Genomic DNA, 14,296 nt, shown 5'->3' on the forward strand with positions numbered 1-14,296 from the left:
ACCTCAAGTCCCTTTGCTCACGGGAATTGAGCGGTTCAACTGCACCGGCCATGACACCTGCTAGTCCTGTTCCTCCCCTTTGCATCCGATTCACTCAGTGAACAATCCGCCCCTACCGCCGAATTCGTACTTTCGGTCATCCGGAGCAGGAGCCTCCGGGGTGGTTTCACCTACCCGTTCGGTGTCAGTGCCCCGTGCTCACATGGTCCCGCGTTCGGCACCGGCGGCGGGTCCGCCGGTGAACACCGAATCGAGTTCAAGGATGGGATCAGTCATGGCAAGGACGTACCAGGCGCTGGCCGCCGCCGTCTGCGCGGTCGCCGTGCTCGGTGCCGCGGGGTGCTCGAGCGACTCCGGCAGCGACAAACCGGCCAAGGACAAGGACAAGGGCGGCTCCGGCAGCAGTGCGGACGCGGGCAGTGGCTCGGGCGGCGACTCGGGTGGCGGCGCCGAGGACTCCGCACAGAAGAAGCCGAACGGGGTCGAGAAGCTCTCCGCGAAGGCGATCGTCGACAAGGCGGTGGCCGCCACCGAGGCGGCACCCACCCTGCGTCTGGTGATGCCCGACGTCATCGATCTGACCATGGACCGCAAGGGCAACTGCGCCGGCACGGTCGCCATCAGCGCCGACGCCCCGCAGGAACTCCTGCGCAAGAACAACGAGGTGTGGGTCAAGCCGAAGGACGAGGCCGCCTACTACGCCGGTGAGGAGGGGAAGGCGCTCCTCAAGGCGGTGCCCGGCGCCAAGGGCAAGTACATGCACGGCTCCGCGAACAAGTCGCTCTCCCTGCGCCTGCTCTCGGGCTACTGCGAGTTCAGCAACTTCAGGAAGAGCGTCAAGTCCGACTCGGCCCAGCTGGCGGGCAAGACGACGGTCGACGGACACGACACCGTGTCCGTGAAGGTGAAGTCGGACAAGGACGTCATCACCCTGCACATCGCCACCGAAGGAGAGCCGTACATCCTGAAGGCGTCCAACCCGAAGGACGGCAAGACCTTGGAGATGCTGCTGTCCGACTTCGGCAAGCCGTTCACTCCCCCGGCCACTCCCCCGGCCGCGCAGACGTACGACGCGGCCAAGGCCGAGGAGGCCATGTGGGGTTCGGCGGGTTCCGGTCTCGGCGGATCCTCCTGAACCACGGCGGCCAGGCGGCCCGCCCACCAGGACGGGCCGCGCCACCGCCTCACGGCAGAGGCGGCTGACTGCCCCGCGCGAGGGGCCACTCCTCGGTGACGAGCGGGAAGAGCAGGCGTGGCGTGGGGCGGATACCGAGAAGGGTGAACGGCATCGGGGTGAAGAGAGAACCCTCCAGGGTCACCCCGCCGTTCACCCTCCACGTCCCCGGGCGCCGGTCCCCCGACGCGCTCACCAGCCCGGGCCGGTCGGCCTTCACCCGCAGGTACGGCCCGAGGAGCGCGTCGATGCCGACCGCGTCGTACAGGCCGATGCTCGCCTCGGGGCCCAGCAGCATCCGCAGGTCACCGTCGCCGGACACCTCGGCGGTGCCCTGGCCCACCGGCTTGCCGTCGGCGTGCGCGTCGCCCTTCCAGCCCGAATCCCCGGTGTACCCGGTACCGATCCGCATGGTGCCGCCGGTCGTCTGCTCGACGTCCACCTTCAACGAGCCGTCGACCCGCACCTGAAGGACCAGCTTCAGCTTGAGCGACACCACCACGGGCACGGTGCCGACCATGACGACCGGGTAGGCGGCGAGCATCGCGAGGGGAATGCGGGGCGCGATCCTCGGCGCCCTGACCGGACCCTTGAGGCGCCAGCCCGCCCGGTAGGGCCCGCTCACCTTCAAGGAGGCGGTGGCGTCGGAGGGATCGGCGGTGCCCCGGCCGTCGTAGGAGAAGGAGACCTCGGGCGTCATCTCGAAGAACCCGCCGATCTGCGTCTCGCGCTCCAGCCAGGGCTTGCCACCGAGCATGGGGACGTGGGCGTCGAAGTCGAGACGCAGGGGCCGGTGCGCACCCGCCGACCCCTTCGCCGTGCCGCCCCCGGCCAGACCGCGCACCACGTCCAGCCCCTTGAGGAGCGGTTCCACCGTCCAGGCCGACGGCGCCACGGGAACCGTCCCGCCGGCGCTGCGGGAGCCCAGTACGTCCGCCAGGCTCGCGGGGGCGGTGGTGAGTTCGGTCGTCCCGCCGGTCCCGGCCCCCACCCCCGTCACCTTGAACAGGGCGCCCTCGGGGGAGGTTTCGGTCGGCGCACTGGCCACGACGTCGCCCTTACGCAGGGAAGCAGCCGGGCCCCGGGTGCCGGGGCGCACGACGGCCTTGCGGGAGGAGGCGTCGTAGGAGACGAGGGTGACCCGGGCTGCCGGGTCCCCGCCGGACGCTCCGCCGGAGGGGCGGGTGACGGTGGCCGTGCCGTCCTTGCCGCTTCCACCGGAGGTGACCGGGAGTCTCCCGGGCCGCTCGGTGCCGCCGGAGGCGGCGGAGGAGGCTGGGGCGGAGGAGCCGTCGCGGGAGGAGCTGCGGCCGGGTTCCCCGGACCGCTCCCCCGCCGGGCCGGGGGCGGAAGCCTCCGCCCGCGACGCGGCTCCGGCCGGTTCGGGGGCCGTGTCCGCACATCCCGTGACGAACAGCGCGGCGGTGCAGACCAGTGAGCACAGACCTGTGCCCTTGACGCGTTTCATGGGAGATCTCTTGGGTGGGGGAAGCAGGCCCGGACCGGGACACCGCGACCGCACCCTACATAACCGTTAGGTAGCGAAGGCCAGGCTCCGGGGATCCGGCGCGACACTGCGCACCGAACGTGCGCGGGGCGAAGTGCCGCCGCCATGCGGCTGCTTACGGCGCGAAGAGGACAAGTCCCCAAACGAGTCGAGCGGTTGTCGACAGGGCGGGTGAACATCTGGCAGGACACCACCTGTTGGCGCGATGCTGCCCCGGCAGACGGAAGCCCCCGGTACGCCGCCACCTGTCGTAGCGGACCGGCACAGCTCGTGATGTCCCTGGGGGGCCGCACCACATTCGTGCACGGCCCGGCGGCCCTGCACGGGGCGGACGCGCCCCTGCTGCACACCGCGCTGCTGGAGCACGACTACGGCCTGGTCCTGCGGCGCTCGGGGCATACGGCGCTCACCGACAAGTGGTGCGACGAGGCACAGCAGCGGCTTCGCAAGCTCCAGGCCCCGCCCTTCCTCGAACGCTGCGCCCAGGACATGTCCCGGCCCGCGCAGCCCGCCACGGGGGCCGGGGAACTTCCGTCGTGATCGAACTCAGCGCCAGGGAACGGGAAGATCGAGTATCACCTCAGCCGCGTCTACGAGAAGCTGGGCATCAGCAACCGCCGCGCACTGCGGGACCAGGTGCAGCGCGGCATCCTCACTCAGGAGCAGGAGCGGGCTTCTCCCTTCGCTGCTGGTGCTGATTGAGAAGGACCAGCATCTTGTCGAACTCGGTGTCGCTCATCTTCTTGATCAGATGCATCGCGACGAAGATCCCGTCGTCGTAGGGGATCCTCGTCAGCTCGCGGGGCTTCGGAACGGATTGCGGGGACGTCGCCGGGGCCGAGGTGGGCTGCCGGAGGACGGCAGGTGCCGTCGGCCGCTCGCCGTCCGTGCCACCCAGGGGGGCACCCTGTCGGGAGTCCTCGGTGATTACGTCGTAATCACTTCCGCCGAGGGAAGCCACTCCCCCACCGCCGTTGCCGTTCACGACGCTTCCGCCGGCTCCGGCGCTCCCAGAGGTGATTACGTCGTAATCACCGGCCCGGCCGGGGAGGTCTCCGCCGCCGCGCTCCTCTGTGCCGCCGTCGGTGATTACGTCGTAATCACTCGGACCCGCGGGCGCCGCCGCGGGCGGGTTGTCTTCGGCCGCCCGAAGAGGCGGCGCCGCCTTCACCGTCGGAGCTGTCGGAGCTGCCTGGGCTGCCTTCGCTGCCTGGGCCTCGGCTCGTTGCGTCTTCAGTTCCTCCAGCGCCGCTTCCTGCTCCTCCGGGGGCCGGTTGCCGACCGCCCTCAGAAGATCGATCGGCTCCTCTCCGATACGTGCCTGGAGCGCGGGAGTCAGATTCCGCAGGGCGAGCCGCTGAGAGACCCAGCCCTGGGAGCGGTGCAGCCGCTTGGCGAGAGCGCGCTGGCTGCCGTGGATGGCCAGCAGCCGCTCCAGGGCGCGGGCTTCGTCGAGCTCGTCGAGGTCCTGCCGGTGGATATTGGCGACCAGCGCGGACTCCAGGAGTTCCTCGGATGTGGATCCCTGGTCGTCGCTCACCATCACCTTGATGGTGGGGAGGTCGGCTTCGCGGGCGGCGGCGAGCCGGCTGCTGCCGTCGATGACCACATACGTGGTGTCCGGTTCCAGGTCGCTTTCGCGCTCCGGATTCACCTTGATGTAGACGTCGCGGTTCATGACCGTGATGGCCTGCTTCTGCCCGTGCGTCCGCAGGCTGCCGGCGAGGTCCGTCAGGTCGCCGAGGTCCGAACGGGGGTTGTCCGGGTTCAGGCTGATGCGGTGCGGGGGGAGTTCGGTCGGTGGTGCCACCCCGTCCGTCGGTACTCCGGTCGCCGCGGCGACCGCTTGACGACGGGCGCTGACGGGACGGCCTCCGCCGCCGAACCGCCCGGTTCCCAGCTGACTGGCCTTGCTCACAGCACCTCCCTGGCAAGCGCACGCATGCCGACGGCCTGCTGGGAGCGGGGCGCATACGACAGCAGGGGCTTCTTCACGCGGACGGCCTCCTTCTGCTCCTTGAGATCACCGATGAGCCCGACGACCCTCGGATCCTTTATGTCGACCCAGCCCTGGAGCGACGAGGTCGCGATGTATCCACGGCGGGAGTCGTAGAGGTTGACGACGATGCCGAGATAGTCGATGTCGACCTGGAGGTCACCACGCAGATCGTCGATCTGGGTGGTCAGCAGCTCATAGGCGTCCGCGGAACTGTCCTCGGCCTGGACCACGATCAGCGCACCCGACTGCCCGGGCTTCTCGCCTTCGCGGCGACGGCCGTAGTACGCGGCGGCGTCCATGCTGAGCCCGAGGCTCGGCGGGCAGTCGACGATGATTACGTCGTAATCACTTTCCAGCGGGGCGAGGGCCCGCTCCAGTGCCGATTCGCGCGCCCGCACCGCGGACAGCCGCACATCCAGCAGGAAGGCGTCGTTGCACGCGGGCAGCAGGTGCAGCCGTCCGTCGAACGCCTCGTCGTCCACGGAGACGATGAGGTCACGCAGATCGCCCTTGGGGTCGCCCGCCATGTGGTTGGTGAGGCTGTCGCCGTTCATCGGCAGCGGCTCGGCACCGAGCTGGTTGGTGAGGTGGCACTGGGGGTCGAAGTCGACCAGGAGGACCCGCTGTCCAGGGCCGGGCAGACTCTCGACCTCAAGCGACATGTCGTCCACGTCGGCGTCGGCACCCTGCGTTTCGCTGGCCTTGAGTGCCTTGGTGAGGGCCTTGGAGACCCGGACCGGGTGGAGGGTGTCTGCGTCCTCCGCCAGAGCTTCGCCGAGTCCGGCCGTGATGGCCGTCTTGCCGACACCGCCCTTCTGGTTGCAGACGACGATGCGGCGGGTGACCTCGGGACGCTCCACGTCCGGGGCCGGATTGGTGTCGAGCCACAACTGCACGGACTGGGCGAGTCCCTGAATGAGGGACACCTTCCGGTCGGAGCTGATCTCCCGGAACTGCTCCCACTGGCCTTCCGGCAGGAAGGTGGAGAAGGAGTCGGCACCGGCCGTGTCCACGGAGGCCGTGGCGGAGGCGAGGTCACACCACGCGCTGATGCCCTGTTCCACCGCGGTCTGAATCTCCACGCCGTGCTGCGCGGCTCTGACTTTGAGGTTCTGCCGAAGCCATGTCGGCAGCTTGGAGACGACCTTCTCGCGGTCGCTGGGGGAGGTTGGCGCACTCATGGGGGACACCATACTAACGCTCAAGATCCTTTGAAGTAGTGACACGTTAGTTTTGCTGACGTCCCGCCAGTCGAGGGTTCGATATGTCCGATACGCAGGGGTGATTACGCCGTAATCACCCGGTGGGGCCCCCTGCCAGGAGAACACCGTCACTCCGCTGAGCAGAAGCAACTTCGCACCGCGAGTGAGCACATCGCGCACCTCACTGCTCAGCCTGCTGGGCGGGGGAGTGATGGCCGGTCGCTTCAGTCGCTGCCCCCTTTCGCCCCTCACCCAGCAGCGACTGAAGCCCAGCTACTCAGCGACTGTTCAGTCGCTGCTTCAGTCGAGGGGTAAAACCGCAGGTCAGACGCCCTACACTCGCCAAGACAGCGACTGAAGCGACTGAAGTTCCGCATATATGAAGGACTCCTGTGTGCGCGTGTGCGTGATATATAGGGACCTTCAGTCGCTTCAGTCGCTGTTTCGTTGTGCACACCCCCTCTGAACTGGGCTTTTATCTCGCCCGTTTGAGTAGCTACCGAAACCTCCTCAGTAGCTGCCCCGCCCGTTCAGTCGCTGGGCACCCCTCCGACGGTCGCATCATCGACACAGAGGTCCTTCGTTACGCATGTGCTCCACGTTCCCTCGCACCACGTTCGCTAGTGTGTGTCCGTCGTTGAGTCGCTTCGGTCGCTGTCAGGGGGTGCGGATGTCTGCTGAACTGCGGTTTCCCTTCAGCGACTCACGGGTGCGCGACGAGCGTCCGGCAGTCGCTGAGCAGTCGTTGGCGATCGCCCGCTGGTGTGCCCGCCGGGGATGGCCCGTCCACCCCCTGTCCGCGGGCCTCAAGACCCCGGCCGCCAACTGCCGCGAGTGCCGCACCCACCCGCACCCGCCCGCCGCCTGCCCCTGCATCCCCGCCGGTCGCTGGTGCCACGGCTTCCACGCCGCCACCCTCGACCAGAACCGCATCGGCGACTGGTGGGGCAGGCACCCCGAGTACGGCATCGGCGTCTCCTGCGGCCCGGCCGGGCTGGTCGTCGTCGACATCGACGCCCACCACGCCGAACCCCCCACCCGCGACCGCATCCTGCCGGGCATCCCCATCGCCGACCACGTCGACCTCACCGGGCTGGCCAACGGCTTCCACACCCTCGCCCTGCTCGCCGCGCTCAGGGGCAGGCCGAGCCCCGCCGACGACGAGACCACCCTGCGCGTGCGCACCCCCTCGGGCGGCATGCACGTCTGGTACCGGGCCAGGGACAGCCGCCGCTGGCAGTCCTCCGTCGGATCCGGCCGGGGCCGCGCCCTGGCCTGGCAGGTCGACATCCGCGCCCACGGCAGCTACATCGTCGCGCCCGGCACCACCACACGGCACGGCACCTACACCCCCGTGGGCCAGCCCCGCCAGCCGGCCGCCCTGCCCCTCTGGCTCGCCCAGGAGCTGGAACGCACCGGGCATCTGCCCGCCCCGCACATCCCCGCCCCCAGACCCGTCCCACCCCGCGCCCGGCAGGCCGTCCTCGCCGCGGGCGGCGGCAAGGACCGTGCCCGGTACGTCCTCGCCACCGTGCTGGCCCCCGTGGAGGCCTGCGGGCAGGTCGCCGAGGGCGCCGGGTTCTCCGACGCCCTCAACCGGGCGGCCTTCACCCTCGGCGGACTGGTCGCGGCGGGACGCCTCGGCCGGGAGGAGGCCCAACAGGCGCTGCGAGAAGCCGCTGTGGCGGCCCGTCCGGGGCAGACGCGACGCATCGAGCAGATCATCCGCAGCGGTCTGACCGCGGGCCAGGAAAAGCCCCTGCACGGAGGAGGGAGGCGTTCGTGACGTCACCCAAGCCGGAAGCACTCTTCGAGTTCAACCCCGAAGCCGTCGCCGCTCAGATCCGTGCTCAGGGCGCGACCACCGTCCCGCGCCCGGCGCAGCCCGGCAGCGACCGTGCCCCGACGGGCGCGGCGACGGCCGACGGGCTGCTGCCGGACACCCTGACCGACCGCGGCAACGCCAAGCTGTTCGTGAAGCTGTACGCCAACGACTACCGGCACGTCCCCGGCATCGGCTGGTACCGCTGGGACACCACCCGCTGGCAGATCGACGAGGACGACACCGTCCTGTGGGCGGCGGGAGACTTGGCCGAAAGCATCGCCGCCCACGATCCGCGCGGCGTCTTCACGACCACCGCCCTGCAACAGCACCGCCGCCGGGCCCTGTCCACCACCGGCATCAACGCCATGCTGGCCCAGGCCAAATCCGCTCCCGGCATGGTCCTGAACGCCTCCCGGCTGGACGCCGACCCCTACGCCCTGTGCACCCCCGACGGCATCGTCGACCTGCGCACCGGGCTCGTGCAGAACCCCGACCCCAACAAGGACTTCCACTCCCGGTCCACCACGGTCGGCCCACAGCACGGCCCCACGCCCCGCTGGGCGCGGTTCCTCACCGACACCTTCGGCGAGGCCGCCGAGGACAGCGAGATGATCGACTATCTCCAGCTGCTCCTCGGGTACTCCCTGACCGGCGACGTGGGCGCGCAGATCCTGCCCTTCCTCTTCGGCTCCGGCAAGAACGGCAAGTCGGTCCTGCTCGACGTCCTGATGAAGCTCCTGGGGGACTACGCGGACGCGGCGCCGCCCGGCTTCCTGATGGCCCGCCCGTACGAGGGGCACCCCACGGACCTGGCCGAACTGCACGGCCGCCGCGTCATCGTCTGCTCGGAGGTCAAGCCCGGCGACAAGTTCGACGAGGCCCGGGTGAAGCTGCTGACCGGCGGCGACCGCATCAAGGCCCGCCGGATGCGCCAGGACTTCTTCTCCTTCACCCCGACCCACAAGCTCTGGCTGCTGGGCAACCACCGTCCCGAAGTCGGCACCGGCGGCTTCGCGTTCTGGCGCCGCATGCGGCTGATCCCCTTCGAGCACGTCGTGCCCGACCACCGCAAGATCGACAACCTGGCCGACATCCTCGTCACCGAGGAAGGGCCGGGCATCCTCGGCTGGCTCATCGACGGCGCCCGCCGCTACCTCGCCGGCGACCGCGACCTCACCGGCCCCGAGCGCGTCCGCATCGCCACGACCGCCTACGCCGAGACCGAGGACCACACCGGCCGCTTCTACGACGAGGCCTGCGTCCTGGGGCCGGATCTGAGGGCCGAGCAGACGGCCCTCTACGCCGCGTACAAGACCTGGTGCCAGAATGAGGGGGCACCACTGATGTCCTCGAGGGCATTCGCCGCCCGCACTCGGGAACTCGTAGGAATCGCCTCGCCCAAGGAGATGGTCCTGTCCAACCAGCGTAAGCACTACCCGGGTATCGGACTGCTCACCGACCAGGAGGACGCAGGCGCATGAGCTCCCTGATCACCGAGGACGAGATCAGCCACGAGACCTCGCTCGTCTGGCTGGAGGACGTCGAGGACCTCGACTACGTCCGCCAGAGCCTGGACCGCCTGCCCACGCGCAAGGGCAAGCCCGCCTACCACCGCGACGGCCGCATGGTCGGCTACGCCCTGCTGGGACCCACGGCCAAGGCCTCCCGGGCCTCCGGCACCTTCCGCCGTCGCGTCTTCTGGCTGCTGCCCCACGACCGGGACAGCGAACCGGAGGGCCTGTACGCCAAGAGCGCCCCCGCCGAGGCGGTCGACCCGCGCACGCTCCAGGCCCGGGTGAAGGGCTACAAGACGGAGCGCTCCGAGGGCGGCCCGCCCTCGTCCGCCATGCGCAAGCTCGGCATAACTCTGCCCCTGTGACCTCCGGCCGGGGAGCGGCAGCGGTCCGGCTCAGCGCCGGGGGAGTGGCCTCGGTGCAGCCCTCCGCCGTCGCGTGACCGTAGGACCCCGGGCGCCCGGTGCGCCCCGCGCCCGGAGCTCTGCCGACCGGTCCGGTCAGCTCGTCATGGCCGCCGGCCCGCGCTGGGAGCGAGGCGTCTTCTCGCCGACCTTGCGCGGACGGATGGTCCGCGGGTCCACCGCCTCGCCCGGCGCCCCCTCCTGGTAGATCCCGTCGGGCTGGTTGTCACGGTCGTGCGGCAGCAGGAAGAACACGCGCCGCCGGTACAGCCCGCTGTCGGGATCGGCGGGGGCCGAGTCGTCGAGCTCCGTGTATCCGACCATGCGCCCGTCGCGCGCGTACCGCGGCTTGTTGCGGCGGCGCGGTGTCTTGTCGAGGGCCTGGCGCACGTAGTCGAGGCTGCCCACGTTCTCCAGCCACACCACCTGGGCCTCGTAGGTGAGATCGCTGTCGCTCAGTAGCGAACTCATGACCTCGATCCCTCCTCGTTCCGGCCCGCCGGGCGCGACGCCCCGCGGCGGACCGCGCCGACCGTGGCCGGAGCGACGCGCCCGGCGCCGACTTCGGTGTGCGGCCCGCCGCCATCGTATGAGCCGCCCGCAGGAGCCGCGAAGCGTTTCACCTGTCCCGGGCAGCGCGCCCGATCATTTCGCGACACCTAGTCCACCACCAGTCCGATGCCGGGATAGTACTTCCTGCCATTGGATTTGATCATCTCGGCCGGGCTGGACAGCCCCACCTCCTGCCGGACGCGGAGGGCGAACGTCCGTGTGCTGGCGGGACGGATCCCCTCCCCGGCCTGGCACCAGGCACTGTAGGCGGCGTACAGCAGGCCCTGCTCGACGCGGAGTTCGGCACTGGGCTCCGCGTCCCAGGTGCAGCACTCGGCGAGGAAGCGCCCGATGTGGTCCTCGGTCGTGGCGTAGGCGTGGGTGGCGATGCGCACCCGGTCGGGCCCGGTGAGCGGATCCCGGGTGCCGAGGTACCTCTTCGCGCCCTCCACCAGCCACTGCAGGATGCCGGGGCCCTCGTCCCGGACGAGTTCGAAGGCGAGGTTGTCGATCTTGCGTTCGTCGGGCACGACGCGCTCGAAGGGGATCAGCCGGATCCGGCGCCAGAACGCGAAGCCGCCGGTGGAGACTTCGGGCCGGTGATTGCCCAGCAGCCACAGATGGTGCGTCGGCGTGAAGGAGAAGAAGTCCTGCCGCATCCGCCGGGCCTTGATCTTGTCGCCGCCGGTCAGCAGCCGCACCCGGGCCTCGTCGAACTTGTCGTTGGGCTTCAGCTCGCTGCACACCACCAGGCGCCGCCCGTGCAGTTCCGTCAGCTCGGTGGAGTGCTCGGAGAACGAGCCACGGTCCATGAGGAACCCCGGGGGAGCGGCGTCCGCGTAGTCGCCCAGGATCTGGATCATCACGTCCAGCAGCACCGACTTGCCGTTCTTCCCCTCGCCGTGCAGGAACGGCAGCACCTGGGCGCCGACGTCGCCGGTGACGGAGTAGCCGAGCATGAGGTGCAGGAAGTCGATCATCTCCCGCCCCTCGTCGTCGTCGCCGAAGGTGTCCTCGAGGAAACGCCGCCAGCGCGGTATCGGCATGGCCTGCGCGGAGACGCTGGTGGCGCGCGAGTGGCAGCCGCGCTCGGGGTCCGGGGGGTCCAGCAGGCCCGTGTGCAGGTCGATGACCCCGGCGGGGGTGCACAGGGCGTACGGGTCGCCGTCGAGGCTGTCGGGCTCGACGGACAGCCTCGGTGACGCCTTCGCCTGGGTCAGCAGCGCCTTCATCCCCGCCGTCGACAGGGTCCGCCTGCGGTGCATGTACAACTCGCGCTCGGTGAAGCGCCCTCGCGGGTCTCTGTCGGGCATGGCCTCGGCCATCTCGCCAGCGGCCCACAGAGCGGCCTTCTCGCCGCCGGTGCGCTGCCAGCGGTAGCCGTCCCAGGAGAACCAGCCCAGGCCGTCCACGTGGCGGAACTGGCGGCTGAACCGTTCCACGAAGAGCTTGGCGTTGCCACGGTCCGTCAGGGACTCGGGCAGAGCCGCGGGAAGGCCCTCCACAGGCGCTGCGCCGCCCTGGGCGGCCCCGGGGGCCCCCGCGTCCTCAGCGGCCTCTCCAGGCTCCGGGAGGACGCTTTCCAGGGCTTCGAAGTCGAGCATCTGCTGTGCTGCGGCCACCGCGTCGAAGCGCATGCTGCGGCCGCCGCTCACGCGCTCCCCTGAGCCGGGTACCGGTACGGACGAGCCTGCGGGCGGGGGCGGCCCGTGCTGCTCATGCCGTCGCCCGACGCGGGCGTCGCGAGTCCCACCGGTGGACGGACCGATGCTCCGTGCGCGGCACACCGGCGCGCCGCGGTCACCAGTGTCGCGGGGAAGTGGTTCGCAGTCGAAGGCACGTGGTCGTCCTGGACGGTAGGGACTGTTCTTCTCGCAGGAGTTGTGAGCGAAGGCGAGTGAAGCACGGGGCTCCGCAGCACGTTCTATCAGTACTCCGGTCCCTTGAGTCCCTCGTGCCCGACAGCCGGGTACGAGGTCGCCCGGGTCCGTGCGCCGCTGAACTCCCGACCCCACACAAGCACAGTAATCCGATCGTCTGTTCCCACGGGGATGAGATGTTCCCCCGGCAGGGTCTGAAGCCCAGGGGACCGGATCGCCTTCGGTCCCTGACACGTTTTTGCCGGTCAGCGGGGTTTTCGACCCTGAAACAGGGACTGAAGGGACTGAACTTCCCCCTTATCAGCGCTTCACGTGTTTCGGGGGTGAGTTCTCGTATGTGTGTGCGCGCGTACACGTACATGTAAGTCATATATACATACCCATGTGTATTCTCCGCTGATAAGGGGGAAGTTGAGTCCCTTCAGTCCCTGCTGGAGGGCCTTGAATCGCTCTGACCTGCAGTTTCATGGGCAGGGACTGAAAGGGTCCGAGTCCCCGCGGTCTCGGCTCTCCGTCCCTCGGTCACTCCCGCCGTCCGGTGGACGGGCGACGACCCCGGCCCGGCACCCCGTCCCCGCCCCGCAGGCTTCGCGCCCCCGCCCACGAAATGCGGAGGCCGGGGGAGAGGGGGCGAAAGCAACCGGCTCTCCCGTCTGAGCCTTCATGGCCAAACCGTTTCTTCAAGCGGAAGGATTGGCGAATTCCGGGCAACGCGAAAGGTCCCTTCCAGGGGAAACCGCTCTCCCTCGCCGCCGATCTGGCCGAAACGGCGGAGGTACGGGAGCTGAGCGAAGTACGCGATCGCTCACCGGAGATGAGCATTTCCCTGAAGTCGGCCGGTTCTTACCCGTGGGTAGCTAAGATCGGGAAATCGTGCGTTCGGGGAAATGGCCCGCCGCGGCGCCCTCCATCCAGTCCCTGAGTGCCCAAGTCCCTGCGCCCCAGACGGGCCCAGACGGCCCGCTCAGGAGCCCGAGAGGCCGACGTGGGGCCCCGGAGTCCCCGGCCAACTCCCGGCCCGCCACAGGGCCGTTCAGAGCCCCAGGTGAGCCCGCCCGGTCGGAGCCGCCCGCTACTGCCCCCGCCCAGACCGCCGTTCCTCCGGGGCGACCCCACCGTCGCGACCCCACCGTCGCGACCGGACCGGCACTGGGGGAGGGGCGGGAAGTCCACACCAACGGGCGATGTCGTCACCGTGACCGCCCCTGACCACGACCGGACGCCCCGGGCAGGCGTGACGTGTCAGGGGCGACGGTCAGGTGCGCGGGAGGCGGCGGACGGACTCGTGCCTCACGGCGTCGCCGCGGCAGCCGGTACCGGTGTCTTCGCCGGGCGCAGCACGAGGTACATGGCGGCCACGATGAACGCTCCACCGACGAGGGTGCGCGTCCCCGGCGGCGAGCCGATCAGGAAACTGAACAGCGAGACGAACAGCGGCTCGCAGGCCATGACGACGGCGGTGGCGGCGGCCGGCACCCGGGCCTGCGCCCACGTCTGCACCCCGTACATGAACAGGGTCGCCATGACGGTCAGATAGCCGAGCCACGCCCAGCCGGATGCGCTCTCCGGCAGGTCCGGGCCCGAGCGCAGCAGGTCCACCGACGCGATCAGCCCCGCCGCCAGCAACTGCACCGCCGTCATGCCGTACACCGCCCGGCGGTCCCCGAACTGGGACAGCAGCACCATCTGGACGGCGTACCCGAGGGCACCGGCCAGGGTCAGCCAGCTGCCGATGCCCACGCTGACCCCGTTGAAGGAGATGACCGCGAGGCCCGCGGTCGCCACGATCACCGCGGCCCCCACGGCGGGCGTCACCCGGACCCGGAACGCCGCCCACGCCACCAGCGGTGTCAGGACGACGAACAGCGAGGCCAGAAAGCCCGACTGGGACGCGGACAGGTAGCGCTGCCCTTCGGTCTGGAGCAGGGTGGCCAGCCCCAGGCAGAGGCCGGGCGCCGCCCCCGCGAGGGCGGCACGCCGCCCGAGGGAGAACACCGCCCGGGGGCGCAGCAGGACCAGGATCGCGCCCGCCGCGAGGAACCGGACGGCCACCATGCTGGCGGCCCCCATCTCCGGCAGCAGCCACACCACCGCGATGTACGACCATCCCCACACCGCGCTCGCGCAGGCGAGGCCGACGAGCGCGACGCGGTACTCCCAGCGTCCCGCGAACAGGGCCTGCGCCCGGGTGATGGTCATGAGGGTCTCCAGAGGCAGGGTGCCGGGTGATGATACTGAC

11 protein-coding genes are annotated in these 14,296 nt (G+C 70.0%); 5 read left to right on the plus strand and 6 right to left on the minus strand.

The window, feature by feature from the left end; all coding sequences use genetic code 11:
* The first annotated feature begins 274 nt into the window (after nucleotides 1-274).
* Nucleotides 275-1,135, plus strand: a complete 861-nt coding sequence (locus ACFZDE_RS34305) for a hypothetical protein (protein ID WP_391206919.1) — start codon at nucleotides 275-277, stop codon at nucleotides 1,133-1,135.
* 49 nt (nucleotides 1,136-1,184) lie between these two features.
* Here the strand turns inward: ACFZDE_RS34305 and ACFZDE_RS34310 are convergent, their stop codons facing one another.
* Nucleotides 1,185-2,642: a hypothetical protein gene (locus ACFZDE_RS34310; RefSeq protein WP_391206922.1), complete on the minus strand. Its 1,458-nt coding sequence runs from the start codon at nucleotides 2,640-2,642 to the stop codon at nucleotides 1,185-1,187.
* 309 nt (nucleotides 2,643-2,951) lie between these two features.
* On the opposite strand from ACFZDE_RS34310, the gene ACFZDE_RS34315 reads away from it, so the two are divergent.
* A complete protein-coding gene (locus ACFZDE_RS34315) occupies nucleotides 2,952-3,221 on the plus strand; it encodes a hypothetical protein (protein ID WP_391206925.1) in 270 nt (89 codons plus the stop codon).
* A 112-nt stretch (nucleotides 3,222-3,333) separates the two neighbouring features.
* On the opposite strand, the gene ACFZDE_RS34320 is transcribed toward ACFZDE_RS34315, so the two are convergent.
* Nucleotides 3,334-4,599 carry a ParB/RepB/Spo0J family partition protein gene (locus tag ACFZDE_RS34320; RefSeq protein ID WP_391206928.1) on the minus strand — a complete coding sequence of 422 codons (1,266 nt, stop codon included), beginning with the start codon at nucleotides 4,597-4,599 and terminating at the stop codon, nucleotides 3,334-3,336.
* Nucleotides 4,596-5,861, minus strand: coding sequence for an AAA family ATPase (locus ACFZDE_RS34325; protein WP_391206931.1), 1,266 nt, complete (start codon nucleotides 5,859-5,861; stop codon nucleotides 4,596-4,598). Before ACFZDE_RS34325 ends, ACFZDE_RS34320 begins: the two co-directional genes overlap by 4 nt.
* A 691-nt stretch (nucleotides 5,862-6,552) precedes the next feature.
* Between ACFZDE_RS34325 and ACFZDE_RS34330 the strand changes: the two genes are divergently transcribed.
* Genes ACFZDE_RS34330 through ACFZDE_RS34340 form a run of 3 tightly spaced genes read left to right on the plus strand, consistent with a single transcriptional unit; the run spans nucleotide 6,553 to nucleotide 9,586 of the window.
* The gene (locus tag ACFZDE_RS34330) at nucleotides 6,553-7,668 is read left to right on the plus strand and encodes a bifunctional DNA primase/polymerase (protein ID WP_391206940.1); all 1,116 of its coding nucleotides are present in this window, start codon (nucleotides 6,553-6,555) and stop codon (nucleotides 7,666-7,668) included.
* Nucleotides 7,665-9,188, plus strand: a complete 1,524-nt coding sequence (locus tag ACFZDE_RS34335) for a phage/plasmid primase, P4 family (RefSeq protein ID WP_391005249.1) — start codon at nucleotides 7,665-7,667, stop codon at nucleotides 9,186-9,188. The genes ACFZDE_RS34330 and ACFZDE_RS34335 overlap by 4 nt, the downstream gene beginning before the upstream one ends.
* A complete protein-coding gene (locus tag ACFZDE_RS34340) occupies nucleotides 9,185-9,586 on the plus strand; it encodes a DUF6009 family protein (RefSeq protein WP_391005251.1) in 402 nt (133 codons plus the stop codon). The genes ACFZDE_RS34335 and ACFZDE_RS34340 overlap by 4 nt, the downstream gene beginning before the upstream one ends.
* Before the next feature lie 135 nt (nucleotides 9,587-9,721).
* On the opposite strand, the gene ACFZDE_RS34345 is transcribed toward ACFZDE_RS34340, so the two are convergent.
* The 3 genes from ACFZDE_RS34345 to ACFZDE_RS34355 form a co-directional block, all read right to left on the minus strand.
* Nucleotides 9,722-10,096: a DUF6009 family protein gene (locus ACFZDE_RS34345; protein ID WP_391005253.1), complete on the minus strand. Its 375-nt coding sequence runs from the start codon at nucleotides 10,094-10,096 to the stop codon at nucleotides 9,722-9,724.
* Between the two features lie 188 nt (nucleotides 10,097-10,284).
* Nucleotides 10,285-11,781 carry a phage/plasmid primase, P4 family gene (locus ACFZDE_RS34350; protein WP_391207041.1) on the minus strand — a complete coding sequence of 499 codons (1,497 nt, stop codon included), beginning with the start codon at nucleotides 11,779-11,781 and terminating at the stop codon, nucleotides 10,285-10,287.
* 1,566 nt (nucleotides 11,782-13,347) lie between these two features.
* The gene (locus ACFZDE_RS34355; protein WP_391206943.1) at nucleotides 13,348-14,256 is read right to left on the minus strand and encodes an EamA family transporter; all 909 of its coding nucleotides are present in this window, start codon (nucleotides 14,254-14,256) and stop codon (nucleotides 13,348-13,350) included.
* Between the last annotated feature and the right edge of the window lie 40 nt (nucleotides 14,257-14,296).

The sequence above is a fragment of the Streptomyces sp. NPDC007929 genome, from assembly GCF_042959065.1.
Lineage (GTDB): Bacteria > Actinomycetota > Actinomycetes > Streptomycetales > Streptomycetaceae > Streptomyces.